Source organism: Limnohabitans curvus (assembly GCF_003063475.1).
Classification (GTDB): domain Bacteria; phylum Pseudomonadota; class Gammaproteobacteria; order Burkholderiales; family Burkholderiaceae_C; genus Limnohabitans; species Limnohabitans curvus.
Map to the genome: position 1 here is coordinate 614039 of NZ_NESP01000001.1, position 25026 is coordinate 639064.

Sequence of the window (25026 nt, forward strand, 5' to 3'; positions counted from 1 at the left end):
ACACATGACTGAGGCTGTGCAAGAACTTTCACCCATCGAATTACGCGAATTGGCGCTCTCGGTGCTTTATCGGCTGAGTGCTTATGCCGTCATCAACCTGATTGATGACGCAGCCATGCTATCTATCGTGTTCATCTGAATTTCTAAAGGAGACATCTATGTCAAAAACCGTCGATTACTACTTGGCACCACAAAGCCCTTGGACTTATTTGGGTCACCAACGTTTTGTGCAAATCGCCAAAACGGCAGGCGCCACGGTGCGTGTACTACCCATGGACTTAGGCAAGGTGTTTCCCATCTCGGGGGGCTTGCCATTGGGCAAACGTGCGCCACAGCGTCAAGCGTATCGCTTGGTGGAACTGACGCGCTTTAGCCAAGCCCTCAACTTGCCACTCAACCTGCACCCTAAGTTTTTTCCTGTTGCGGGTGACCCTGCTGCCAAGCTCATCATTGCGGTGGACATGCACCACGGCGCGGATGCTGCCTTGGCCATCACCGGTGCTGTGTTGTCGGCCGTATGGCACGAAGAACGTGACATTGCCGATCCTGCAACGCTAGCAGTCTTGCTGAGCGAACACCAACTGGATGCGGTGTGCTTGATGCTATCCAATGCACCAGAAGTGCAAGCTCGCTATGACAGCTACACCCAAAGCGCAATGGATGCCCAAGTGTTTGGTGCCCCCACTTATGTGATCGACGGCGAGATGTTCTGGGGCCAAGACCGTTTGGACTTTGTGGCGGAAAAGCTCAAGGGCTAAATCAAAACCCAGTCAGTGCTCCAACAAGACCCACAAACAATTCAGCCACCGAAGTTGCACACAAGGCGCAACGCGGTGGCTGAATGCCGTTAGGGGCTCACAGCGAAAGCTGTGAAACCATCTAATTAACGGGGTGTACGTGGCTTAGGTGCACGTTTTTTGGCGTCAAAACCGCCACCAAACGACTTGCCAGCAGCTGGACGAGCTGGTTTGTCGAACGGTGTACGACCTGCTTCAAACGGGGCGCGTGGGGCACGTGCTGGGGCACGGTCATCAAAGCTGCGAGGTGCGCGGTCTTCAAAGCTACGTGGGGCACCGAAGTTGCCGCGAGGTGCACCTTGGCCTTCGCCAAAGTTGCCACGTGGGGCGCCTTGACGTGGCTCGAATGAGTTGCCACGAGGTGCATCAAAACGGTTGTTGTCTTGACGGCCTTCGAAACGGTTTTCAGAGCGACCTTCGAAACGACCTTCTGCACGTGGCTCGAAGCGACCTTGGCCATTGCCTTCAAAGCGTCCACCGCCGCCGCCAAACTTGTTGCCGCCGCCGAAGCCGCCACGACCACCGCCGCCGCCAAACTTGCCGCCGCCTTTGCGGTCGTAGTCACGGCCAGCACCGCCACGTTGTTCAACGCGTTGTGTGGGCTCCATGCCTGGAATCACTTCAGCCGTGAACTGCTGGCGTGTGTAGGCTTCGATGTCATAAATTTTGCGCTTGTCGCGGAATTCAGCCAAAGTGATCGCCAAGCCATCACGGCCAGCACGACCGGTACGGCCAATGCGGTGGGTGTAATCCTCAGACTTCATAGGCAAGCCAAAGTTGAACACGTGCGTGATGGTGGGCACGTCAATGCCGCGCGCAGCCACGTCGGTGGCCACCAAGAACTGCACTTGACCTTGGCGCAAAGCCATCAAGCGGCGGTTACGCAAGCCTTGGCTCAACGCGCCGTGCAATGCCACAGCGGAGAAGCCTTCTTGTTGCAAGTCATTGGCCAAGCCGTCGCACTCGATTTGGGTGCTGGCGAAGATGATGGCTTGGTTGATGGTGGTGTCACGCAAGAGGTGGTCTAACAAACGGCGCTTGTGTTGCGCGTTGTCCGCCCAATGCAGCACTTGGCGAATGTTGCTGTGCTTTTCTTGAGGCGAGTCGATTTGCACGCGTTGGGGTTGACGCATGACGCGTGTGGCCAACTGTTGAATGCGCGGCGCAAATGTGGCGCTGAACATCATGGTTTGCTTGCGGTCGATGGTGAGCTGGTTGATTTCAGCCAAGTCATCCGAGAAACCGAGGTCCAACATGCGGTCGGCTTCGTCCACCACCAAGAATTGGACTTTGTCCAACTTGATTTGCATGGAGCGTTGCAGGTCGAGCAAACGACCTGGTGTGGCCACGACCAAATCAGCGTTTTGCAACTTGGCGATTTGCAACTGGTAAGGCATGCCGCCCACCACGTTGGCCACACGCAAACCACGGCAATGCTTGACCAAGTCGATGGCGTCATGTGCCACCTGTTGTGCCAATTCGCGGGTTGGGCAAACGATCAAGGCGCCGGGGGTTGGGGCTTTGAAGTTGCGTGTGTTGGTTGGGTCTTTGCGCTTGGCGCGCTTAGGTGGCTCTTCGCCATTGGCCGCAGCATCAGCCACGAGCTTGTCCCACGCCGCTTTGTCAGCGGCTTCGGCTTGGGCTTGTTGTTGAATCAAGGTGTGCAACACGGGCAACAAGAAAGCAGCTGTTTTGCCGCTACCTGTTTGGCTAGACACCATCAAGTCAATGAAGCCGGCCTTGGCATCGGCGTTGTCGTTTGGCAAAGCCAAAGGAATGGTCTTCAGTTGAACCGTGGTGGGCTGTGTGTAGCCGAGGTCGGCCACGGCTTGCACCAGTTCAGGGGCCAAGCCCAGTTCAACGAAGCCATTAGGAACATCAACTGGCACGTCGACTTGAGGTGCATCAGCTTCAGCGTGAGCGACTTCGGGTGTGTGAACGCCCTCAGTAGAAACCGCTTCTTGAGCGGGAATAGAAATAGTTTCGGCAGGCGTAAATTCGCCTGTCACATTTAAAGTGTCAGTCATGATTTTTTCTCGCACGTGAGCGCCGCAAGTTGTGCGGCTGCTCCGTTCTAGGTTAAAAAACATCAACCATCAAACGGAACCTGCTCTGACCCGCTAGGGGTTATTCAGTGCTTGGGGCCCATTTAGCGAGCCCGGTGAATGAAGGGAGATGTACAAATTCGCTACGGCTTTGTAGCGAAGACCCCGATTATGGCACGGATTCGGGTTTTTACCTAATCACAGTTTCAGAAAGTGTTCACGGTAGTGAATCATCTCGTCGATGGATTCATGCACATCGGCCAGCGCCGTGTGCTTTTGAGCCTTTTTAAAGGCATTCAAGACCTCAGGCTTCCAGCGGCGTGACAGCTCCTTGAGCGTGCTCACATCCACGTTGCGGTAGTGGAACCACGCTTCGAGCTTGGGCATGTATTTGTTCAAGAAGCGGCGGTCTTGGCCAATGGTGTTGCCGCACATGGGCGAGGCCCCCTTGGACACGTAGTGCTTCATGAAGGCAATGAGTTGCTCTTGCGCTTGCTCCTCGGTCACGGTGGAGGCTTTGACTTTGTCAATCAAGCCGCTCTTGCCGTGGGTGCCCTTATTCCATGCGTCCATCTTGCCCAGCAACTCGTCGCTTTGGTGAATCACAAACACTGGGCCTTCAATGCGCACCGACAAATCGGGGTTGGTCACGATGACCGCAATCTCTAGCAAGCGCTCGCGCTCGGGGTCAAGGCCAGACATTTCGCAATCAAGCCAAACCAAGTTCAAGTCTGACTTGGCGAGTTTGGGAACGACAGGGGTAACAGGAGTGGTAGCAACTTCAGACATGGGGCAGATTGTCGCCCATCACGCCAAAGGCAATTTCAGTTGCACCGCTTCATCTAAACTCCTGCACCATGATGAACCCCTCTCTCGCGATGACCTTGACGCTGGCGGCCCTGCTGGTGGCCAACCTGCTCACCAAACTCTGGCTCAGCGGCCGTCAAGTGCGTCACGTGGCGCAACACCGCGCGCAAGTGCCTGCAGCATTTGCACACACCATCAGCTTAGACGCACATCAAAAAGCAGCTGACTACACACTGGCCAAAGCACGCGTGGGGGTGATGGACTTGGGGCTAGACGCCATCACCTTGATGGCTTGGACATTGCTCGGCGGCTTAGACCTGCTCAACCAAGTCACGCTAGATTGGATGGGCGAAGGCATGGGCCAACATGTGGCTTTAGTGGTGAGCTTCACCTTGATTGGTGGCTTGATTGGCCTGCCCTTGTCGCTGTACCAAACCTTCGGCATTGAGCAGCGTTTTGGTTTTAACCACACCACGCCAAAGCTGTGGGTGAGCGACATGCTCAAAGGCTTGTTGGTGGGCATGGTGTTGGGCTTGCCCATTCTCTGGTTGGTGTTGTGGCTCATGCAGGCGGGCGGCGCGCTGTGGTGGCTCTACACCTGGGCCGCCTTGGTGGTGTACCAACTGTTTGTGATGTGGATTGCCCCCAACGTCATCATGCCTTTGTTCAACAAATTCACCCCACTGGAAGACGCCACGCTCAAAGAGCGTGTCACCGCGTTGATGAAACGCTCAGGCTTCACCGCCAAAGGTTTTTTTGTGATGGACGGCAGCCGCCGCTCTGCCCACTCGAATGCGTTTTTCACGGGCTTCGGTGCCGCCAAGCGCGTGGTGTTTTTCGACACGTTGCTGGCCAAATTGAATGGCGATGAAATGGAAGCCGTGCTCGCCCACGAATTGGGCCACTTCAAACACCGCCACATTTTGAAAATGATGGCCACCAGCTTTGCCACCAGCCTCGCCGGCCTCGCTTTGCTGGGCTGGGTGTCTCAGCAAGTTTGGTTTTACACAGGCTTGGGTGTGATGCCTAACTTGAATGGCAACAACAGCGCATTGGCCTTGTTGCTGTTCATGTTGGTGTTGCCTTTGTTCACTTTCTTTGTGTCGCCCTTGTCCGCACACCGTTCGCGCAAATTTGAGTTTGAAGCTGATGCGTATGCCGTGGCCAACAGCGATGGCAAATCGCTCGCCAGCGCCCTGCTCAAGCTCTACCAAGACAACGCGTCGACCCTCACGCCAGACCCTTGGTATGTGGCGTTTTACTACTCGCACCCGCCCGCCTCACAGCGTTTGGCGCGCATGGCCGCATGAAGCAAAGCGGCTTAGTGGTGGCCAGCCACGGACGACACTGCGTGGTGGAAACACCCGATGGCGAACGCCGCATTTGCCACCCGCGTGGCAAGAAGAGCCAAGTGGTGGTGGGCGACCGCGTGCAATGGTTGGCCAGCACCGACGAAGGCACCATCGAGAAAGTAGAGCCACGCCACAACTTGTTTTACCGACAAGATGAGATTCGCACCAAATCGTTTGCAGCCAATTTAGACCAAGTGCTCATCTTGCTCGCGGCGGAGCCTGAGTTCTCAGAAATGCAACTCACGCGCGCTTTGATCGCCGCTGAGGCAGAACACATCACGCCCATCATCGTGCTCAACAAGCGCGATTTAACCGAGCTGCATGCGCGCGCCTTTGCTCGCTTAGAACCCTACGTGAAGATGGGTTACACCGTGCTTCAAGGTGCGTTTAAAACAGGCGACTTGGGTGACCTGCCCGAGCGTTTGAAAGACAAAACCACCTTGGTGCTTGGCCCCTCAGGCACAGGCAAAAGCACGCTCATCAACGCCTTGGTTCCCAACGCCAATGTTGCTACCGCTGAAATTTCGCAAGCTCTCAACTCAGGCAAACACACCACCACATCCACCACGTGGCATTGGGTGGATGCGGAGCGCAAAACAGGGTTGATTGACTCACCTGGCTTTCAAGAATTTGGGGTGCATCACATCGATGCCATGCAGTTGGCAGCCTACATGCCCGACTTCAAACCGCATGTGACCAACTGCAAGTTTTACAACTGCACGCATTTGCACGAGCCTTCGTGCGGGGTGCAAGACGCGGTGGCGTCAGGCGCCATCAGCCCCTCGCGCTACAAGCTGTACGGCATGTTGTTTGCCGAGCTCACACAGCCTGTGAATTACTGAAACCCGTCTTGGGTTAGCCCAAACCTCAACCCAACAATCGGGCCAAGGTCAGCAAGGCCAGCAACACCATCCACAGCACCACGCTGCGCCAGACCAAACCCACCACGCTGGGCAGATGCGCCATCTCTGGCGCACGGCCCGGAGTGCTTTCGCTGTCTTGGGTCTCGTCGCTGTCGTCTGCACGCAAAGCTTCACCGCCCAATCGCACATTCAACGCGCCAGCGGTGGCAGCCAGCACCACGCCGTCGTTGTCATCTGGGAAACGTTGGGCATGGTTGCGCCAACAATCGATGGCTTCTTCAAAGTTACCGACCACCGCAAATGCCACCGCGGTCAAGCGCGCAGGCAACCAATCGACACGGCGCCATGCACTGCGCGCGGCAGCTTGCAAGGTGTCACTCACCCAGCCTTTGGACGGCTTGGGCGATGCCAACCAAACACGTGACACCATCTCGCTCATACGGTAAACCACCGCACCGGCGGGGCCAAAACCCAAAGCAGCCAACACAGAGAACCAACTCAACACGCCAAAGACATGGTGATGCGCCGAGAGCACCGAGTGTTCAATCACATGGCGCAGCAATTCGCTGCGGGGCAAGCTCCCCACTTCGACGTGCTGCCATTCAGCCAACAATTCCCGAGCCAAGCGCTCATCGCCCACATCCAAGGCATCACGGATGTCCGTGAAGTGGTGGCTGAACTGGCGAAAGCCCAAGGTGGCATAGAGCACCGCAATGCTCCAGATCATCGCTACAGGCCAACCAAACAACGCAATCAATAGCCAATGCACCACCGTGGCGATGACAGCAGGCAGCCCGACCGCCAAGGACCACGTGGTCCATGCCAAGCGGGGGTGCCCTGCATCCAGCGTCTGGCTGATCCAAGTCACCCACGCGCGCACGGTGCGATGCACCCAATTACCGGGCATCAAAGGGCGGGCTTGTTCAATCAACAGGGCGAGGAGCAGGGAAAGAAAACTCATATCGTGATGATAGCGGCCCGTGCACGTCGTTCAGCGGCATCAGGCACGCAGAAAACGGTAAAAATTACGCAACATCCCTGCCGTCGCACCCCAGACAAAACGCAGCTGCTCGCCGTCTTGGTAAGGCATAGACAGCCATTCACGCGTCACGCCCTCAAACTCGTAACGGTGCCAGCGATGGTGGGCTGGGTTCATCAAAAAGGCCAAGGGCACTTCAAACGCATCGGCCACTTCGTGGGCATTGAGTTGCAGCGCCATGTTGGGGGAAATCAAGGCCACCACAGGCGTCACATGAAAGGCCGAGCCGGTCACGTACTCGGGCAACACGCCCAGCACTTGGACATGGCGCGCGTCCAGGCCAACTTCTTCATGCGCTTCACGCAAAGCGGTCGCGGCTGCATCCACGTCTGCCTCGTCGCTTTTGCCACCCGCAAAAGCAATTTGACCCGCGTGTGTGGACATGTGGGACGGGCGCTGGGTCAAGAGCACCGTGGGTTCATCTCGCATGACAAGGCCCAGCAAAACTGCAGCTTGGGCAGGTGCGCGGTCTAAAAACTTGCGCTCACGCACCAGCTCGGGCTGCCACAAAGGGGGATTCGCAAAACGCGCCTGCAACGCAGCTGGCGTGAGGTGCTGCGCAGGCACAGCCGCCAAGTGCGTGTCCACTTGGAACACGGGCACTTGCTGAGGATCAAAAATGAGAGGTTTAGACATAAGAAAAGCCACCGCAAGCTTTCACTTGGGGTGGCTTCTAAGCAAGGGGTGACCTGCTTATTGAGCGGCTGCTGCGGCTTTAGAAGCTGCGGCCGACTTGCTGACCAATTTTTCTTTGATACGAGCAGACTTACCGCTACGGTCGCGCAAGTAGTACAACTTGGCACGACGCACATCACCGCGACGCTTGACTTCGATGCTAGCGATCAATGGGCTGTAAGTTTGGAACGTACGCTCCACGCCTTCGCCGCTAGAGATCTTACGCACTGTGAAGCCGCTGTTGAGGCCACGGTTACGCTTAGCAATCACCACACCTTCGTAGGCCTGCACACGCTTGCGTGTACCTTCAACCACGTTGACGCTCACAATGACTGTGTCGCCAGGTGCGAATTCGGGGATTGTTTTGCCGAGGCGAGCAATTTCTTCTGCCTCGAGAGTTTGGATCAGGTTCATGTTTTCCTCTAAAAGATCTTGATCGCGCTACACAAAAGGCTTCGGGACACATTGCCCAAAGCGGCCGACCAGAGGATCGAAAAGCCCACAATTATAGCGAGTTTTGAGCCTTCAAAATAGCCTCGTCTTGCGGTGTCAGCTTGGCGGCCGCGCGGGCAGCATCAATCAGCTCAGGCCGCAGACGGGCGGTCAACCGCAAACGCTGGTCGCGGCGCCAACGCTCAATATTGACGTGGTGGCCTGACATCAGTTCAGCCGGTACGCCCTGCCCCTCCCACTGCTCGGGACGGGTGTAATGCGGGCAATCGAGCAAGCCGTCTAAGGCCGGGTTGAAACTGTCTAATTGATGGCTGCCCTCGTCGTTCAGCACACCGGGCTGCAAGCGCGCCACAGAATCAAGCAGAGTCATGGCAGCCAGCTCACCGCCCGACAACACGAAATCGCCTAGGCTGATTTGCAAATCCACGTACGTGTCAATGAAACGCTGGTCTATGCCCTCATAGCGGCCACACAGCAACACCGCGCCTTGGCTATCAGACCAGCGCTGCACAGCAGCATGGCGCAAGGTTTCACCAATAGGGGAGAAAAATACCAGCGGGGCGACATCGCGGTCTTGGCCACGGTCAGCACGAATGGCCGTTAAGCAGGCCGTCAAGGGCTCAGCCATCATGACCATGCCGGGGCCGCCGCCAAAGGGGCGGTCGTCAACGCGGCGGTAGTTGCCTTCGGCGTAATCGCGGGGGTTCCACAAGCGTACGTCCACGAGGCCCGCCTCATAGGCGCGACGTGTGATGCCGATTTTTAAAAACGGCTCAAACAGCTCGGGAAACAGAGTGATGATGTCAAAGCGCACGGCTAGGCCTTGGGCTGATCACGTCAGTAATCGGATTGCCAATCGGCGGTGATGCGGCGCCCTGCCAAGTCCACGGTGTCGATGTAGGCCGACACAAACGGAATCATGCGCTCTTTGGCTTTGCCCTCTTCCTCGTAAGCAAGCACCAACACGGTTTGTGGGCCGGTGTGCAGCAACTCGCGCACAGCGCCTAAGGCCACGCCTTCACGGTTGACCACATCAAGGCCAATCAGGTCGACCCAGTAGTACTCGTCTGTTTCGGGGGTAGGAAAGCTGGCACGCGAGACAAAAATGCGTGCGCCTTTGAGCAGTTCTGCGGTATTGCGGTCTGGCACCGCGACTGACGTGGCCACCACAGAGTCTGAATGTTCTTTGGCTTCTTTGATTTTCAGAAGCACGGTGCCAGAGAAGGTTTTGGCACCACGTTCAGCGGGTTGTAAAAACCAACGCTTGGAAGAAAAAAGCGCTTCCGGAGAAGCGCTATAGGGCAAGACCTTGAACCAGCCTTTGATGCCCCAAGCATCTGCAATGCGCCCGACTTCGATGGCGTCCGCAGGAAGTTCTGCGGACTCAAGGTCCAGCGTCATGGCAGTGCCTTTGTTCAATTAAGCAGCAGTTGTTTTAGCAGCTTGCTTGATCAAACGGATCACCGTAGGAGAGCATTGAGCGCCCACGCTGGTCCAATGAGTCAAACGGTCTTGCGCAACGCGCAAGGTTTCTGCTTGGCCTTTGGCGATTGGGTTGTAAAAACCAATGCGCTCGATGAAGCGGCCGTCGCGACGATCGCGCTTGTCGGCTACAACAATGTTAAAAAACGGACGGGCTTTAGAACCGCCGCGTGAAAGTCGGATGACGACCATGATGAATCCTTCGGGTGGAATTTTTTTCAACGTTTGAGACACGCGCTAAGCCACCCGGCCTGCGACACGCTGAAAAGCCTGTCATTATAGCGCTCTACACTCAAGCCATGAAAAACAAAACCATCGCGGCCTGGTTGGCCTTCTTGGGCGGCCCTTTTGGGCTTCACCGTTTTTACCTGTTTGGTCTCTGGGACACCTTGGGCTGGCTGCTGCCTATCCCTACTGCCCTGGGGTTCTACGGCATTGAGCGCGTGCAGGCATACGGCTTGGACGACATGCTGAGCTGGTGGCTCATCCCTATTGCAGGCTTCACATTTGCGGCCTGCGCCTTGAACGCCATCGTTTATGGTTTGATGACGCCGGAGGCTTGGAATGCACGTTTCAACGCAACCGAAAACAACGACGCACCGGCTGGTCAAACCAATTGGTTGACCATCGGTGCGGTTGCACTTGCCTTATTGATTGGCACCACGGTACTCATGTCGAGCATCGTGTTTAGCTTTCAGCGCTACTTCGAATACCAAATCGAGGAGGCGCGAAAGCTGTCTGAGTGATTAGAAAAGCTGCAGACTGATCCAGTAAGCCACGCCAGCCACAAACGCGCTGGCAGGAATGGTCAAAATCCACGCCCACACAATGCCGCCCGCCACGCCCCAGCGCACGGCACTGGCACGCTGCGTAGATCCCACGCCCACGATGGCACCGGTGATGGTGTGCGTCGTAGACACTGGAATACCCAAAGCCGTTGCCAAGAACAAGGTCATGGCGCCGCCGGTTTCAGCACAAAAGCCGCCCACGGGCTTGAGCTTGGTGATCTTTTGGCCCATGGTTTTCACAATGCGCCAGCCACCAAACATGGTGCCCAAGCCAATCGCCATGTAGCAACTCACGATGGTCCAGCTAGGTGGTGATTTATCTTCAGCCGAAGCGTAGCCAGTGGCCAAAAGCAACATCCAAATGATGCCAATGGTTTTTTGCGCGTCGTTACCGCCGTGACCCAAGCTGTAAGCACCAGCAGAAATCAGCTGCAAACGACGGAACCATTTGTCCACACGCGAAGGGCGGAAGCTTCGGAAAATCCAAGCCACAGCCACCATCATGAGCGAGCCCAATGTGAAGCCCAGCAAAGGCGACACAAAGATAAAGGCTACCGTCTTCAAAATACCAGCCGCCACCAAGGCGCTGGTACCAGCCTTGGCAATCACAGCGCCCGAAATGCCGCCAATCAAGGCGTGCGACGAGCTACTGGGGATGCCGTAATACCAAGTGATGACGTTCCAAGTGATGGCGCCCAACAAGGCACCAAACACCACATGCGTGTCCACAATGCCTGGCTGCACAATGCCTTTGCCCACCGTAGCAGCAACGCTGAGGTGGAAAATAAAAATCGCCACGAAGTTAAAAAAGGCCGCGAACAGCACCGCCTGAGCGGGCTTCAAGACACCGGTGGAAACCACCGTGGCAATGGAGTTCGCTGCATCGTGAAAGCCGTTCATGAAATCGAACATGAGGGCTAACACGACCAACAAGGCGACCACCCAAAAGGCGGTTTGTACGGTTTCCATACGGGACTCGTGATTAAGAGTTCTCGAGGACGATGCCCTCGATCAAGTTGGCCACGTCTTCGCACTTGTCAGTGATGGTTTCCAACAACTGATAAATGGCTTTGAGCTTGAGCACTTCACGCACATCGGGCTCTTCGCGGAACAACTTGCTCATGGCGCTGCGCATCACACGGTCAGCATCTGATTCGAGCTTGTCGATTTCTTCGCAGGTCTTCAACGCGGCTTCGGCGGTGGCGTGGTCGGAGATTTTTTCCAACATGTACACGGCATCGCGCAAGCGCTCGCAGCACTTCACGCTCAAGTCGGTCAAACGCACGATCTCTTCGTTCATGACGCGCACGTCATACAAAGCCATGGTTTCGGCGGTGTCTTGAATCAAGTCAGCCACATCGTCCATGGTGTTGATCAAGGAGTGGATTTGCTCGCGATCAATGGGCGTGATGAAGGTCTTGTGGATGGCCACATTGCACTCGTGCGTGACACGGTCTGCACCGCGTTCGGCGTTGTCCACTTCTTGGTTGTATTTGTCACGCAAGATGGGGTCGTTGTAATTAGCGACCAAGCTTGAGAAAGCATGTGCAGCTTCTACGATGCGATCTGCATGCTGGTTGAACATGACGAAAAAATTGCCTTCAGTGGGCAACAACTTTCCAAATAGCATTTGGAGCTCCTGTGGATGACTTATTTATGACAGTTAGATGACGGGACAAAGTGTAATCGCGTCTCACCCGCGAAAGACGAAATACACCGCCCCCACCATGCACAAACCAGCCCAAACATAATCCAACTTGAGTGGTTCGTTCAAGAAAAAGACTGAAAACGGTACAAACACCGCCAAGGTGATCACTTCTTGAATGATTTTCAGTTGTCCGACTTCTAACCCAGCCTCATGAAAACCAATTCGATTGGCAGGCACTTGGAGTAAATACTCCATCAGCGCAATGCCCCAGCTCACCAAAGCAGCGGTGTACCAAGGTGAGTTGGCCAGACTCTTGAGATGTCCGTACCAAGCAAACGTCATAAACACATTGGCCGCAATCAGCAACAACACCGCTTGCAAAGCCAAAGGGATGGCAGAAAAGTTCATGGTAAATCCTGCGGATTGATGTGCTGAATGGCTTGGTCTTGCACGGCAGCCAATTGCAAGGCGCTCACACGTTCGGGCCAAACTTCAGCCAAAGGTTGCAGCACAAATGCGCGCTCTTGCCACCGAGGGTGCGGCAAGGTCAGCTCTGGGCTCTCTAGCGACACATCGCCGTAAAAGATCACATCCAAATCCAGTGTGCGCGGTGCATTCTTGTAGGGGCGCTCACGGCCGCTTTGCAGCTCGAGCGCTTGCAGGGCATGTAACAACGCCAGCGGGCCAAGCTGCGTTTGTATCAATGCGACAGCGTTGATGAAGTCTGGGCCTTGGGCCTCGTATGGAGCGCTGCGGTACAGCGACGAGGCTTTGAGGAGTTGCGTTCCGGGCAAACCCGCCACATCGCGCAAGGCTTGCTGCACGGTGGCCACTGCATCGCCCAAATTGGCGCCAAGGGCCACGCACGCCATGACGGGGGACGTTGACATGGCGAAGGCTCCGTTTACTCGGCGGCAGGTGCGCTGTCGACCTCACCACCTGGTTTGCGACGGCGACGGCGGCGTTTTTTAGCTGGCGATGCGGCGGCGCCCTCTTCACCTTCGGGCTCAACCTCGCGGAAACGTGGGTCTTCGCCCTCAGGCTTTGGCGCGCGACGCACCGAATGCACGCGGGGCGCACGCTGGGCTTTTTGTTGTTCTTGGCGCACTTGCTGCAGCAGGTCTTCGCGCTCGCTGTCACTGGCAATGCTGAATTCTTGCCACCAATCCGACAAGGCTTCGTCCACCTCGCCCACATCGGCGCGCAAGCGCATGAAGTCAAAGCCGGCACGGAAACGCGCTTGGTCCACCAAGGTCCAAGGGCCGCTGCCCGTGCGTTTTTCAAAACGGGGTTGCATCATCCAAATCTCGCGCATGTCTGCGCCGAGCTTGCCGCGACCCGACACATCGCCAATGCGGGAGTCAAACACTTCGTCAATCGCGTCTTGCAGCGCTGGGAATGAGGGCTGTTTGACGCTGCGATGCGCCCAAGTCTCGCGCACATCCGACCACAACACACAAGCCAACAAGAAGCTAGGCGCCACAGGCTTGCCCTCGCCCACGCGGCGGTCGGTGTCATTCAGCGCAGTGGTGACAAACTGTTCGTTGGCACGCTCGACCACGATGTCGAGCAAGGGGTAAATACCTTTGGCCAACCCGTGCTGCTTGAGCTGCTCAATGCTGGCCAGCGCATGGCCGGTTTGCAAAAGCTTGAGCATTTCATCAAACAAGCGGCTTTGCGGCACATCGGCCAGCAGCTTGGCGGCACGCTTCAAAGGCGCAGCCGTTTTGGCTTCCATCTTGAAGCCCAAACCTGCAAGTTTGGCTGCAAAACGCACCGCGCGAATGACGCGTACGGGATCTTCGCGGTAGCGCAAAGCGGGGTCGCCAATCATGCGGATGACTTTTTTCTTCGCATCGGCAATGCCGCCGTGGTAGTCAATCACGTTGCCCGTTTCGGGGTCGTAATACATGGCGTTGATGGTGAAATCGCGGCGTGCCGCGTCTTGGTCTTGCGGGCCCCACACGTTGTCGCGCAATACGCGGCCGCTGGCATCGACTGCGTGCTTCATATTCGCCAGCTCTTGCTTGCTGCTGCGTTCGTTGCCTTTGACTTGTTCGGCGTCGGCGTTGTCAAGGTGCGCACGGAAAGTGGACACCTCAATCACCTCATGCTCGCGACCTCGGCCGTACACCACGTGCACGATGCGAAAGCGTCGGCCAATGATGAAAGCACGGCGGAACGCTGCTTTGACCTGCTCGGGTGTGGCATTGGTGGCCACGTCGAAGTCTTTGGGCTTCAAGCCCAACAGCAAATCGCGCACAGCACCACCCACGATATAGGCCTCAAAACCACGGTCTTGCAGGGTGCGCACCACGTTCAAGGCACGCTCGTCGACCCAGTCGACGTTGATGCCGTGCACTTTGGCAGGCACCACATGGCGTTTGCCCAAACTGGTCTTGCTGCTAACGGGTGCTTTGCCCATCAGCTTGTTGATGAATTGTTTGATCATTGTTTTGGGAAGAGTTCCAAAATCGGCCAGCCCTTTTCTAGGGCCACGGCGCGCAGTGTGTCGTCGGGGTTGGTCGCCACGGGGTGGTTGACGCGCTCCAACAGGGGCAAATCGTTGCGGGAATCGCTGTAGAACGTGGTGTCTACATCAGCCCAGTCCAAGCCTTCGCGTATGAGCCATTGTTGCAGACGTTGCACTTTGCCTTCGCGCAGGGTGGGCACACCGCTGATTTCGTTGGTAAACCAGCCGTTGGCGTCACGCACCAGTTCCACCGCAATCAAGTCGTCTACGCCAAAGGCTTTGGCAATCGGACGGGTCACAAACTCATTGGTGGCGGTGATGATGATGACGCGCTCGCCTGCATCGCGGTGTTTTTGCACCAAGGCCAGCGCCTCGGGGCGAATGGCCGGCTGAACCACGTCGCGCATGAATTGCGCATGGGCATCGGCTGCCACTTCTGGACCGCGCTGGCAAAAGGCTTCAGCGGCAAAGCGGACGTACTCATGAATATCCAACGTGCCCGCTTGGTAGTGGGCATAAAACTCGTCATTGCGTTGGATGAATGTGTCACGCGCATGCCAGCCCAAACGCACAGTGAATTCGCCCCACGATTGGTCAGAGTCAATCGGCAACAAAGTGTGGTCGAGGTCAAATAAGGCGAGTTTCATCACATGGCTTCCAGCATGGCTTTGATCAAAGGGATGGTGATGGCGCGTTGCGTTTGCAAGGCGTAGCCATCGAGTTGGTCGAGGAGTTGAATGAGGCTGCTGAGGTCGCGACTGAAACGGTTGAGCATGAAGTCCATCACCTCATCGCTCAAGAACACACCGCGGTCATCGGCCTGTTGTCGCAACACGGCACGGCGCTCAGGCTCGCTGAGCACCTGCAATTGAAAAATATGACCCCAGCCCAAACGGGTGCGCAAGTCTTCGCGTAAGCCTAAGTCACTGGGGGGCACGCTGCCTGCAGCCAACACCCAACGCTGCTGGCCATCGCTGGGTGTGGTGGCATTCACAAACCAGTTGAATGCAGCGTGCTGCTGCACAGCGGTGTAAAGGTGTACATCGTCCAAGATGACCACACGCCAAGCGTCATTGAAAGCAGTCGGCTCAGCTACCGTGGCATCCATCCAGCCCACGGGGCAGCCTTGGTCGCGCAAACTGGCTTGTGCGGCGCGCAGCAAATGGGTTTTGCCGCTGCCGCCCTCGCCCCACACATACGTAGGCACGGGTGAGCGTTTGTCGTTACCCACCCACAGTTGCAAATGCTGCAAGGCAGCAAGGTTTGGACCTGCGAAAAAGTTTTTGAGTGTTGGGCCGGGGGCCAAACCAATGTCGAGCGCGATTTGCTTCATCTGCACTCAAACACCACGGTACAAGGCGCTGGCTTGGTACTGCGCGCGCAAGCGGCGAATCGCCACCAGCAACACCGCGCTGGCAGGCAAGGCCACCAACACGCCCACAAAACCAAACAACTGGCCAAAGGCCATCAAAGCAAAAATCACATGCAAGGGGTGCAGGCCAATGCGTTCGCCCACCAAGCGAGGGGTGAGCACAAAGCTCTCGATGAGCTGACCTAAGCCGTACACCACCGCCACCATCAACAGCGCCTCGCTGGGCGCAAACTGAAGCACACCCGCCAGAATGGCCAAGGCCAAACCCACGCCATAACCCACATACGGCACAAACACCGCCAAGCCGGTGAACACGCCAATCGGGAACGCCAGCTCCAAACCAAAGGCCCACAAAGCAACGCTGTAGTACACCGCCAACAACGCCATGACCGACAACTGGCCGCGCAGGTATTGACCCAGCACTTCGTCGCATTCATTCACAAAGCTGTCGTAAGCATCGCGTGCGGGCATGGGCACCAAAGCCTCCACGTGGCGCACAAAGCGTTGCCAATCGACCAACAAATAAAACAGCACGACGGGAATCAACACCAAGTTACCCACCACCGCAAGAGCCACGCTGCCGCCAATGCGCAGCGAGGTCAGGGCTTGTTTGAAACCATCGTCAAATGAGGTGCTGAAGGTTTGCAGCACAAAGGCCTTGATGCTGGCACTGTCCAACATGACAGGAATGCCTTTGGCTTGCAGCCAAGGCGCAATGTCAGTTTGCAGGCGTTCGACCAATACTGGCAACTGGTCACGCATGCGTGGCAGCTCGTTGGCCAAGATAGGAATCAACAAGGTGAACAAAGCCACCAACAGCAACAAAAACAGCACTTCGACCAACACCACCGCCACCAAACGGGGTAAACGCCCGCCGCAGGCACGCTGCAGGCTGCGCACCAAAGGGCTCAACACATAAGCCAGCACGGCGGCCACCACAAAGGGCATCAACACAGGGCCCAAGAGCCACAACACAAGCGCAACCACGCCCGAAAGGCCGGTCCAAGCCAAGGCTTGTTGTTGAGCGGGAGTGAATTGCATACAGCGGGACGGGTGATGGCTTTAAAATTAAGCTTCGATTCTATCGGCGCGCATCTTCTGCACGCCCCAGCACCTCCTCACTATGAACAAACCCCTCTCCTACAAAGACGCCGGCGTCGACATCGTCGCAGGCGATGCCTTGGTCGAACGTATCAAACCCTTGGCCAAGAAAACCATGCGCGAGGGCGTGTTGGCTGGCATCGGCGGTTTTGGTGCCTTGTTTGAAGTGCCCAAACGCTACAAAGAGCCCGTGCTGGTCAGCGGCACCGACGGCGTGGGCACCAAGCTCAAACTGGCGTTTGAATGGCAAATGCACGACACCGTCGGCATCGACTTGGTCGCCATGAGCGTGAACGACGTGTTGGTGCAAGGCGCTGAACCCCTGTTCTTCCTCGACTACTTTGCCTGCGGCAAATTGCACATCGACACCGCCGCGGCAGTGGTGGGTGGCATTGCCAAAGGTTGCGAGCTGTCAGGCTGTGCCTTGATTGGCGGCGAAACCGCTGAAATGCCCGGCATGTACCCCGATGGCGAATACGACCTCGCCGGCTTTGCGGTGGGTGCGGTGGAAAAATCCAAAATCTTGACCGGCCAAAACGTCACGCCAGGTGATGTGGTGTTGGGCTTGGCTTCGGCTGGCGTGCACTCCAACGGTTTTTCGTTGGTGCGCAAGGTGATTGACCGTGCAGGTGCAAACGCACCCGCCACCTTGGACGGCAAGCCGTTCAAAGAAGCGATCATGGCCCCTACCCGCTTGTATGTGAAGAGCGTGCTGGCCGCTTTGGCCGAAACACCGATCAAGGCGCTGGCCCACATCACCGGTGGCGGCTTGCTGGAAAACATCCCACGCGTGTTGCCCGAAGGCACGGCCGCTCATCTGACCAAAGGCAGCTGGCCGCAAACCGAGCTGTTTGCTTGGTTGCAAAGCACAGCGGGCATCGACGACATCGAGATGAACCGCACCTTCAACAACGGCATTGGCATGGTGGTGGTGATTGACGCTGCCCACGCCTCTGCTTGTGCGGATGTGTTGCGCGCTCACGGCGAGCAAGTTCACACGATTGGCGTGATTGCTGAGCGTGGCGACGGCGCTGCGGTGGTGGTGGCTTAAACCGCCTTGCCCCAATAAAAAAAGCACCTTCGGGTGCTTTTTTTATTCTTCTTCGTCATGCACTTGCGGCAACAACACCATCAGCCGCTGCCGCACCAACAACAACCGTTCTGGGTCTTGGTGCGAGGTGTACACCTCCTCCAAATTGCGCAACATGCGCGCCACGATTTCGCGCGGCGTGGCGGCGCGTAAATAGTGCTTAAGCAACTCGTCCGACACATGGCCATCGCGCAACAAGCCCGACTCAGCATGCAGTGGCACCAAGCGCTCTGACAGCTCTTCTTTGCTGAGCGACTCACCCGTGAACGGGTCAATCACCACCTGCCCTTCGTTGGGGAAAGGCAAACGCACTTTCACCAAAAAATGCCCCGGGAAGCCCACGCCTTGCGCACGCAACCCAATGCTTTGCGCCAGCTCTAACCACAACACCGCCAAGCTGATGGGAATGCCACGGCGTGTGCGCAACATGACATGCAAGTAGCTGTTGTCGGGGTCGTAATAGTTGTTGAGGTTGCCGCTAAAGCCGAGCTCGTCAAAGAAGAACTTGTTGAGCAAGCGCAGCTTTTGTAAAGCCCCTGCATCAGCAGGCAAGCGTTGTTTGAGACGACTGCTGAGCTGGTCCACCAGGTCCAGCACCTCTTGAATGTCTAGCTCTGGGTATTCGTCTTGGGCCAAGCTGGTGGCGGCTTCGAGCAAGGGGAACTGTTCGTCGCTTTGCACCAACGAGGCAAAGTATTCCAAGGCGGTGGGTACTTCGAGTTTGAAATCCATGGCTCAGTCCCCTTCTTTGTTTTGGCTTATCGACGCAACAACGCACGCAACTTCAAGCCAGTGATGGTGAGTGTGGCGAAGTAAAGCAGCGCACTCACAGCCAGCACACCCGTCATCAAGCCCACGCGCAGCAGCGGCGTGGCGTGCAAGGCGGTCCAATCCCAATATTGTGCCGACCAGCACAGCCAAGCGCCCAGAACCGCACACGCCACCAACACTTGCAACACAAAGCGCGTCCAGCCTGCGCTCATCACATACGTTCCATTTTTTCGCAAACCCCACAGCAGCCAAGCTGCGTTGACCAACGCGCCCAAGCCGATGGACAAGGCCAAACCCGCATGCGCCAAAAAGGGCACCAACGCCACGTTGAACAACTGGGTAATCACCAGCACTGCCACCGCAATACGCACCGGCGTGCGAATGTCTTGGCTGGCGTAGAAACCAGGGGCCAACACTTTGACGGCCACCAAACCCAACAAGCCCACGCCATAGCCCATCAGCGCCAGCGTGGTTTGCTGCACATCGTGCGCGCTAAAAGCACCGTAGTTGTAGAGCACGGCCACCAAGGCTTTAGAAAACACCAACAAGGCCAAGGCACACGGCAACGCCAAGACCACCACCAAACGCAGGCCCCAATCAAGCATGTCTGAATATTTGGCCGTGTCGTTGGCCGCTTTGGCCGCCGAGAGCTGGGGCATCAGCACCACGCCCAAAGCCACGCCCAACAAGGCGGTAGGAAACTCCATCAAGCGGTCGGCGTAGCTCAGCCAGCTCACGCTGCCCGGGGCCAACTGCGAGGCAATTTGTGTGTTGATGAGTAAGGAAATCTGCGCCACGCTCACGCCCAGCAAAGCGGGGGCCATGAGCTGCAAGATGCGCTTGGGGCCTTCGGCGCCCCAAGCTTCGCGCACGGCACGCCAGCTCAGGCCTACGCGGGGCAACATGCCCAAACGGCGCAACGCCAACAACTGCACACTGAGCTGGGCCACGCCGCCCAGCATCACACCCACAGCCAAGGCATAAATCGGGGGCACACCTAAAGTGCCAAACCACGGACCACCCCACCAAGCCGCAGCGATCATGGCCACGTTCAACAGCACGGGCGTGGCCGCAGGCACGGCAAAACGCTTCCACGTGTTGAGCACCCCAGCGGCCAAGGCCACCAGCGACATGAAGGCGATGTACGGGAACATAAAGCGCGTCATCACCACTGCCACCTCAAAACCCTCGGGCGACTGCTTCAAACCACTGGCCATGGCCCACACCAACAACGGCGCGCCAGCTACGCCCAGCACACTGGTTAAGAGCAAAGCCCAAATCAGCAGCGTGGCCACTTGATTCACCAGCACATGCGTCGCTTCGTCGCCGTGCTGCTGGCGACTGGCGGCCAGCACCGGCACAAAAGCTTGGCTGAACGCGCCTTCGGCAAACAGGCGGCGGAATAAATTGGGGATGCGAAACGCCACATTGAAGGCGTCGGTCAGGGCGCTGGCCCCGAAAGTCGAGGCAATCAGCAGTTCGCGCATCAGGCCTGTGATGCGGGAAACCAGGGTCAAGCCCGAGACGATGGAGGCAGATTTGAACAGTGACACGCTTTGGAGTGTAGCGAGGCCTTGGCTGGCCTTTCGGGCGGGCTTCGGCCCCAGTTTTGGGATTTGCTACAATCGTCGGCTTTGCTGACATCATCCTCAGACACGTAAGGAAATTATCATGGCTTCAGCCAAACCCAAGAAAAAGAACCCACGCCTGGCATCAGGCCGTAAACGCGTCCGTCAGGACATCAAAATCAACGCTGCCAACACCTCGTTGCGCTCGAAGTACCGCACTGCGGTGAAGAACGTCGAGAAAGCTGTCATCGCTGGCGACAAAACCAAAGCTACCGAACTGTTTGCCAAGATGCAAGCCGTTGTGGACACGATTGCTGACAAAGGCATCTTCCACAAAAACAAAGCAGCTCGCGATAAGAGCCGCTTGTCAACCAAGGTGAAAGCCTTGGCACTCGCCGCCTAATTTATTAGGCAACCAGCCCGGGCTGAACGTTCAGCCCGCCGTTTGTAACGGGTGCGCTGTCAGCAAAGAAAAAGCAAAAACCCGCTCTTGAGCGGGTTTTTTGTTGTTAAGCAGCAGGTGGGTGCTCAGGTAACAAGCAGGCTTCCACGACTTGCAAGTTGTTGTCCTTGGCGAAGTTCATCACGAAGTTCCAGGCCATGGGCTCTTCGTCGCGCAAATCGGTGTGAACAATGACGCATTTGTTGCCGTCCAGCGTGTTGGGTACACACCAAGGGGAATAGCTCAAATGGCTGCCGGGGGTGGCGCCACCCGGACGGAACTGGCTCATCACGCCCGCCAAACGTTCGGCCCAGTCGCTGGGGCGGAACGTGCGTCCTTCTTGGGTCAAACCCAGAATAAAAACTTCTTTGGCGGAGTGTGAAACCATCGGGTAGAGGCTGAAAACGGTGACGTGGCGAAGGGGGATCTCCCTCAGTCGCTCGGGTGACTGGTATTCTATCTTATATAAGACTTGTGGCATTTTCGTGAACATCAAGCTGCAACTGATTTGTCACATCACTGCCTCTAAAATCTCATGTCAACGGCTCAACCTTCGTTGAGTCGTTTTTATTTTTGGAGTTGACATGACCACGCCCGCAGCATCCCCCCATTGCATGAACACCTACGGCCGTTTGCCCGTGGCTTTGACGCATGGCCGAGGTTTGCGCGTGTGGGACACCAACGGCAAGGCCTACCTTGACGCCTTGGCTGGCATCGCCGTCAACACCTTGGGCCACGCCCACCCCCAGCTCACCCCTGCCTTGCAAGACCAGGTGGGCAAGATGATCCACAGCTGCAACTACTACCACATCCCCCTGCAAGAAGCACTGGCAGCCAAGTTGGTCGAGCTGTCAGGCATGACCAACGCGTTCTTCTGCAACAGCGGTTTGGAAGCCAACGAAGCCGCCATCAAATTGGCACGCAAGTTTGGCCACATGAAGGGCATTGAGAAGCCTGAAATCGTGGTTTACGAAAAAGCCTTTCATGGCCGCTCATTGGCGACCCTCGCGGCCACCGGCAACGAAAAAATCAAAGAAGGCTTTGGCCCCATGATGGAGGGCTACATCCGCGTGCCCGTCAACAACATCGAGGCCTTGAAAAAAGCCACCGAAGGCAACCCCAATGTGGCGGCCGTGTTCTTTGAAACCATTCAAGGTGAAGGTGGCGTCAAGCCGATGAATACGGACTACCTCCAACAAGTCCGCCAACTCTGCGACAAACGCGATTGGCTTTTGATGATTGACGAAGTGCAATGCGGCATGGGCCGTACCGGCAAATGGTTTGCACACCAATGGTCAGGCATCGTGCCTGACGTGATGCCCTTAGCCAAAGGTTTGGGCTCTGGCGTGCCGGTTGGCGCAGTGGTAGCAGGCCCCAAAGCAGCTCACATTTTTCAACCCGGCAACCACGGCACCACCTTTGGCGGCAACCCCTTGGCCATGCGCGCCGGGGTAGAAACCATTCGCATCATGGAAGAAGACAAGCTGCTCGACAACGTGCTCAAGGTTGGCGCGCATTTGCATGCGGCCCTGCATCGCGAACTCGATGGCGTGAAGGGCGTGAAAGAAATTCGCGGCCAAGGCCTGATGATTGGCATTGACCTCGACCGTCCATGCGGCGTGCTGATGCAACGCGCACTTGATGCGGGCTTGTTGCTTAGCGTCACCGCCGACAGCGTGGTGCGTTTGGTGCCACCGCTCATCATCACCGAGGCAGAGGCTGACGAAGTGGTCGCCATCCTCGTGCCGCTCATCCAAACATTCTTGGCAGAAGCCCCATGACCCAAGCGCTGAAACATTACCTGCAATTCACTGATTTGTCGGCGGACGAATACGCCTACGTGTTCCAGCGTGCGGCGCTCATCAAAAAGAAATTCAAAGCCTACGAAAAGCACCACACGCTGGCTGACCGTACGCTGGCCATGATTTTTGAAAAAGCCTCCACACGCACCCGCGTGAGCTTTGAGGCAGGCATGTATCAGCTGGGCGGCTCAGTGGTACACCTCACCACGGGCGACAGCCAACTGGGCCGCTCTGAGCCGATTGAAGACAGCGCCAAAGTCATCAGCCGCATGACCGACTTGGTGATGATTCGCACCTACGGCCAAGACAAGATCAGCAGCTTTGCTGCCAACTCACGCGTACCCGTCATCAACGGATTGACCAACGAGTTTCACCCCTGCCAAATCATGGCGGATTTGTTCACCTTCGTCGAACACCGCGGCTTGACAGTCCATCCGCTCGAATGCCTCAAAGGCAAAGTAGTGGCTTGGGTGGGCGACGGCAACAACATGGCCAATACTTGGCTGCAAGCCGCAGACATGCTGGGCTTCACCGTCCACGTCAGCACGCCCAGTGGCTACGAGGTGAACCCCGCCATTGCGGGCCTGAAAAACACCGATTGCTACAAAGTATTTGCCAACCCCATGCAAGCCTGCGAAGGCGCAGACCTGGTCACCACCGACGTGTGGACCAGCATGGGCTATGAAGCTGAAAACGAAGCGCGCAAAAAAGCATTCGCCGATTGGTGTGTCGACAGCGAGATGATGGCCGTGGCCAAACCCAACGCCCTCTTCATGCACTGCTTGCCTGCACACCGTGGCGAAGAAGTGTCGGCCGATGTGATCGACGGCCCACAAAGCGTGGTGTGGGATGAAGCCGAAAACCGCATGCACGTGCAAAAAGCACTCATGGAGTACCTGCTGCTCGGACGTCAGTGATGTCCGCCTGCACCAGCTGCGGCGCGTGCTGCGCCAGTTTTCGGGTCGATTTCAGCGTGGAAGAAATGGACACGCATGGTGGCTCTGTGCCCACAGGCTTGGGCCAAGAACTCACATCCACCCTATGCCGCATGCGCGGCACCGACTATTCACCCCCACGCTGCGCAGCACTGAGCGGCAAAGTGGGCGAAAAAGCCACCTGCGGCATTTACGAATGGCGCCCCTCCCCTTGCCGAGAGTTTGAAGAAGGCAGCGATGCGTGCCAGCGAGCGCGGATGCGCCAAGGTTTGCCTGCGCTTGACTAACTCATATTAGTTGCGGTCATAGCCATACAACCACGGCACATCCATCAAACGCGCGCCCATCAGGCGCAAGCCCATGTCGCGGCCTAGGCGCATCGGCCCCGTGGCATGAAAAATTTGACCGTTGCGCACGGCCCTCGCCTGCACGCGTGCGTTGCGTTGCCAACGGGCTTGGGCGAACTGCTGCAGTCGTTCAGACACATCTTCTGCCGTGGCATGGTCCAACTGCAAAGCCAGCTCAGCGGCATCCTCAATCGCCATGCCTGCGCCTTGCGCCAAATACGGCAGCATGGGGTGGGCCGCATCACCCACCAAAGCAACGCGCCCTTGTGCATGCTGATGCGAGCCTTGCATGGCTGGCCTGCCGCACAAGGGCCACAAACGCCAGTCGCTGCAAGCAGCCATCAAGTCAGTCAGCGGCGCACACGCGCCGCGCAATGCGTGGTGCAGCTCGACCAAGGTTTGCGCTTCTGACTTTTGCGCATTCCATGTTTGCAAGGCCTGCAAGTCATTGGCATCGTCGTCTAACAAACGCCCCTCGGCCAAACACACCACGTTCAGGTAATCGCCGCCGCGCACGGGGTAGCTCACCACATGGGCTTGTGAGCCCATCCACACCAACACGTCTTGGCTACGCAAATGCAAGGGCAAGTCGGCTTGTGCCACCAGTGCGCGGTAAGCGATGTGCCCCGTAAAAACTGGCAAACCATCACCCAGCAACTGTTGACGCAATGGGCTCCACACGCCATCGGCGGCCACCGCTGCTGGGCCGTGATGGTGTTGAAGCTGGCCGTGTTGCATCACATCAAACATGACGCTATCTGGGGTTTGGTGCACACGCTGAACCACCGAATCGCTGTGCACTTGCACGCCTTCACGCGCAGCAGCTTGCAACAACAAGCCGTGCAAGTCAGCACGGTGGAGGGTCACGTAGGGCGCACCGTAGTTGCTCACCGCATCTTTCAGAGGAAAGGTCGCCAACACCTCACCCGTGTTCATACTGCGCGCACGTAAACCCGCAGGAAACGCCGCCACTTGCTTAAGTGCATCGCCCAAACCCCATGCTTGCAAAATGCGTGTCACGTTGGGCCCTAGCTGCACGCCAGCGCCAACTTCCGAAAACGCGTGCGCTCGCTCAAACACCGTGGCACGCCACCCTGCACGTGCAGCGGCAAAGCCCGCAGCCATGCCTGCAATCCCGCCACCAGCAATCAACACATTTCGATTCATATACGTGAT

General features: G+C 57.0%; 29 protein-coding genes and 1 pseudogene. 10 read left to right on the plus strand and 20 right to left on the minus strand.

Annotated elements, in window-relative coordinates; genetic code table 11:
* Nucleotides 1–4: 4 nt before the first annotated feature.
* On the plus strand, nt 5–139 hold the full coding sequence (locus tag B9Z44_RS15400; protein ID WP_281258791.1) for a hypothetical protein: 135 nt from the start codon (nt 5–7) through the stop codon (nt 137–139).
* Nucleotides 140–158: 19 nt separating this feature from the next.
* Nucleotides 159–758: a 2-hydroxychromene-2-carboxylate isomerase gene (locus tag B9Z44_RS02955; RefSeq protein WP_108357894.1), complete on the plus strand. Its 600-nt coding sequence runs from the start codon at nt 159–161 to the stop codon at nt 756–758.
* A gap of 125 nt (nt 759–883) precedes the next feature.
* On the opposite strand, the gene B9Z44_RS02960 is transcribed toward B9Z44_RS02955, so the two are convergent.
* Together B9Z44_RS02960 and orn are read right to left on the minus strand one after the other, a co-directional pair.
* A complete protein-coding gene (locus B9Z44_RS02960) occupies nt 884–2824 on the minus strand; it encodes a DEAD/DEAH box helicase (RefSeq protein ID WP_108401689.1) in 1941 nt (646 codons plus the stop codon).
* A 216-nt stretch (nt 2825–3040) separates the two neighbouring features.
* Nucleotides 3041–3631, minus strand: a complete 591-nt coding sequence (gene orn, locus B9Z44_RS02965; protein ID WP_108401690.1) for an oligoribonuclease — start codon at nt 3629–3631, stop codon at nt 3041–3043.
* A 71-nt stretch (nt 3632–3702) separates the two neighbouring features.
* Here orn and B9Z44_RS02970 point away from each other — a divergent pair, with 71 nt between their 5' ends.
* Both B9Z44_RS02970 and rsgA read left to right on the plus strand, forming a co-directional pair.
* On the plus strand, nt 3703–4959 hold the full coding sequence (locus B9Z44_RS02970) for a M48 family metallopeptidase (protein WP_108402786.1): 1257 nt from the start codon (nt 3703–3705) through the stop codon (nt 4957–4959).
* On the plus strand, nt 4956–5843 hold the full coding sequence (rsgA, locus tag B9Z44_RS02975) for a ribosome small subunit-dependent GTPase A (RefSeq protein ID WP_108357897.1): 888 nt from the start codon (nt 4956–4958) through the stop codon (nt 5841–5843). The genes B9Z44_RS02970 and rsgA overlap by 4 nt, the downstream gene beginning before the upstream one ends.
* A gap of 25 nt (nt 5844–5868) precedes the next feature.
* Here the strand turns inward: rsgA and B9Z44_RS02980 are convergent, their stop codons facing one another.
* From B9Z44_RS02980 to rpsP, 6 genes are all read right to left on the minus strand, one after another.
* The gene (locus B9Z44_RS02980; protein WP_108357898.1) at nt 5869–6825 is read right to left on the minus strand and encodes a CobD/CbiB family protein; all 957 of its coding nucleotides are present in this window, start codon (nt 6823–6825) and stop codon (nt 5869–5871) included.
* A gap of 39 nt (nt 6826–6864) precedes the next feature.
* Entirely contained in the window at nt 6865–7539 is a 675-nt protein-coding gene (locus tag B9Z44_RS02985; RefSeq protein WP_199220164.1) for a CoA pyrophosphatase, read from the minus strand.
* Between the two features lie 57 nt (nt 7540–7596).
* Complete coding sequence (gene rplS, locus B9Z44_RS02990; RefSeq protein WP_108282983.1) at nt 7597–7992, minus strand: 50S ribosomal protein L19; 396 nt, start codon at nt 7990–7992, stop codon at nt 7597–7599.
* Between the two features lie 91 nt (nt 7993–8083).
* Nucleotides 8084–8845, minus strand: coding sequence for a tRNA (guanosine(37)-N1)-methyltransferase TrmD (gene trmD, locus B9Z44_RS02995; protein WP_108401691.1), 762 nt, complete (start codon nt 8843–8845; stop codon nt 8084–8086).
* A gap of 23 nt (nt 8846–8868) precedes the next feature.
* Nucleotides 8869–9432, minus strand: a complete 564-nt coding sequence (gene rimM / locus B9Z44_RS03000; protein ID WP_108358438.1) for a ribosome maturation factor RimM — start codon at nt 9430–9432, stop codon at nt 8869–8871.
* Nucleotides 9433–9450: 18 nt separating this feature from the next.
* Entirely contained in the window at nt 9451–9705 is a 255-nt protein-coding gene (gene rpsP, locus B9Z44_RS03005; protein WP_108358439.1) for a 30S ribosomal protein S16, read from the minus strand.
* Nucleotides 9706–9812: 107 nt separating this feature from the next.
* On the opposite strand from rpsP, the gene B9Z44_RS03010 reads away from it, so the two are divergent.
* Nucleotides 9813–10259, plus strand: coding sequence for a TM2 domain-containing protein (locus tag B9Z44_RS03010; protein ID WP_108357901.1), 447 nt, complete (start codon nt 9813–9815; stop codon nt 10257–10259).
* Here B9Z44_RS03010 and B9Z44_RS03015 read toward each other — a convergent pair whose 3' ends face one another.
* The 8 genes from B9Z44_RS03015 to B9Z44_RS03050 form a co-directional block, all read right to left on the minus strand.
* Nucleotides 10260–11270 carry an inorganic phosphate transporter gene (locus B9Z44_RS03015; protein WP_108357902.1) on the minus strand — a complete coding sequence of 337 codons (1011 nt, stop codon included), beginning with the start codon at nt 11268–11270 and terminating at the stop codon, nt 10260–10262. It lies immediately after the preceding gene.
* 13 nt (nt 11271–11283) lie between these two features.
* Nucleotides 11284–11931 (minus strand): DUF47 domain-containing protein, encoded by a 648-nt coding sequence (locus B9Z44_RS03020; RefSeq protein WP_108357903.1) that lies wholly within the window; start codon nt 11929–11931, stop codon nt 11284–11286.
* 63 nt (nt 11932–11994) lie between these two features.
* On the minus strand, nt 11995–12357 hold the full coding sequence (locus B9Z44_RS03025) for a DMT family protein (protein WP_108357904.1): 363 nt from the start codon (nt 12355–12357) through the stop codon (nt 11995–11997).
* Complete coding sequence (gene folK, locus B9Z44_RS03030; protein ID WP_108357905.1) at nt 12354–12839, minus strand: 2-amino-4-hydroxy-6-hydroxymethyldihydropteridine diphosphokinase; 486 nt, start codon at nt 12837–12839, stop codon at nt 12354–12356. Before folK ends, B9Z44_RS03025 begins: the two co-directional genes overlap by 4 nt.
* Before the next feature lie 14 nt (nt 12840–12853).
* The gene (pcnB, locus tag B9Z44_RS03035; protein WP_108357906.1) at nt 12854–14401 is read right to left on the minus strand and encodes a polynucleotide adenylyltransferase PcnB; all 1548 of its coding nucleotides are present in this window, start codon (nt 14399–14401) and stop codon (nt 12854–12856) included.
* The gene (locus B9Z44_RS03040) at nt 14398–15069 is read right to left on the minus strand and encodes a histidinol-phosphatase (protein WP_108357907.1); all 672 of its coding nucleotides are present in this window, start codon (nt 15067–15069) and stop codon (nt 14398–14400) included. Before B9Z44_RS03040 ends, pcnB begins: the two co-directional genes overlap by 4 nt.
* Nucleotides 15069–15755: a DnaA regulatory inactivator Hda gene (gene hda, locus B9Z44_RS03045; protein ID WP_108357908.1), complete on the minus strand. Its 687-nt coding sequence runs from the start codon at nt 15753–15755 to the stop codon at nt 15069–15071. The genes B9Z44_RS03040 and hda overlap by 1 nt, the downstream gene beginning before the upstream one ends.
* Before the next feature lie 6 nt (nt 15756–15761).
* Nucleotides 15762–16835 carry an AI-2E family transporter gene (locus B9Z44_RS03050; protein ID WP_108357909.1) on the minus strand — a complete coding sequence of 358 codons (1074 nt, stop codon included), beginning with the start codon at nt 16833–16835 and terminating at the stop codon, nt 15762–15764.
* An 82-nt stretch (nt 16836–16917) separates the two neighbouring features.
* On the opposite strand from B9Z44_RS03050, the gene purM reads away from it, so the two are divergent.
* Nucleotides 16918–17946 carry a phosphoribosylformylglycinamidine cyclo-ligase gene (gene purM / locus B9Z44_RS03055; RefSeq protein ID WP_108401692.1) on the plus strand — a complete coding sequence of 343 codons (1029 nt, stop codon included), beginning with the start codon at nt 16918–16920 and terminating at the stop codon, nt 17944–17946.
* 51 nt (nt 17947–17997) lie between these two features.
* Here the strand turns inward: purM and B9Z44_RS03060 are convergent.
* Both B9Z44_RS03060 and murJ read right to left on the minus strand, forming a co-directional pair.
* Nucleotides 17998–18717: pseudogene (locus B9Z44_RS03060) on the minus strand (SirB1 family protein); the annotation flags it as partial.
* Between the two features lie 26 nt (nt 18718–18743).
* Nucleotides 18744–20309 (minus strand): murein biosynthesis integral membrane protein MurJ, encoded by a 1566-nt coding sequence (gene murJ, locus B9Z44_RS03065; RefSeq protein ID WP_108357912.1) that lies wholly within the window; start codon nt 20307–20309, stop codon nt 18744–18746.
* A gap of 118 nt (nt 20310–20427) precedes the next feature.
* Here murJ and rpsT point away from each other — a divergent pair, with 118 nt between their 5' ends.
* Entirely contained in the window at nt 20428–20727 is a 300-nt protein-coding gene (gene rpsT / locus B9Z44_RS03070) for a 30S ribosomal protein S20 (RefSeq protein WP_104801021.1), read from the plus strand.
* Nucleotides 20728–20833: 106 nt separating this feature from the next.
* On the opposite strand, the gene B9Z44_RS03075 is transcribed toward rpsT, so the two are convergent.
* Nucleotides 20834–21154, minus strand: a complete 321-nt coding sequence (locus tag B9Z44_RS03075) for a DUF3579 domain-containing protein (RefSeq protein WP_108357913.1) — start codon at nt 21152–21154, stop codon at nt 20834–20836.
* Nucleotides 21155–21350: 196 nt separating this feature from the next.
* On the opposite strand from B9Z44_RS03075, the gene B9Z44_RS03080 reads away from it, so the two are divergent.
* The 3 genes from B9Z44_RS03080 to B9Z44_RS03090 are packed head-to-tail and all read left to right on the plus strand — an operon-like array spanning nt 21351 to nt 23790.
* Nucleotides 21351–22547, plus strand: coding sequence for an aspartate aminotransferase family protein (locus tag B9Z44_RS03080; protein ID WP_108401693.1), 1197 nt, complete (start codon nt 21351–21353; stop codon nt 22545–22547).
* Nucleotides 22544–23485 carry an ornithine carbamoyltransferase gene (gene argF, locus B9Z44_RS03085; RefSeq protein WP_108357914.1) on the plus strand — a complete coding sequence of 314 codons (942 nt, stop codon included), beginning with the start codon at nt 22544–22546 and terminating at the stop codon, nt 23483–23485. The genes B9Z44_RS03080 and argF overlap by 4 nt, the downstream gene beginning before the upstream one ends.
* Nucleotides 23485–23790: a YkgJ family cysteine cluster protein gene (locus B9Z44_RS03090; RefSeq protein WP_108401694.1), complete on the plus strand. Its 306-nt coding sequence runs from the start codon at nt 23485–23487 to the stop codon at nt 23788–23790. The genes argF and B9Z44_RS03090 overlap by 1 nt, the downstream gene beginning before the upstream one ends.
* A 6-nt stretch (nt 23791–23796) precedes the next feature.
* On the opposite strand, the gene B9Z44_RS03095 is transcribed toward B9Z44_RS03090, so the two are convergent.
* Nucleotides 23797–25017: an FAD-dependent monooxygenase gene (locus B9Z44_RS03095; protein ID WP_108401695.1), complete on the minus strand. Its 1221-nt coding sequence runs from the start codon at nt 25015–25017 to the stop codon at nt 23797–23799.
* Nucleotides 25018–25026: the final 9 nt, after the last annotated feature.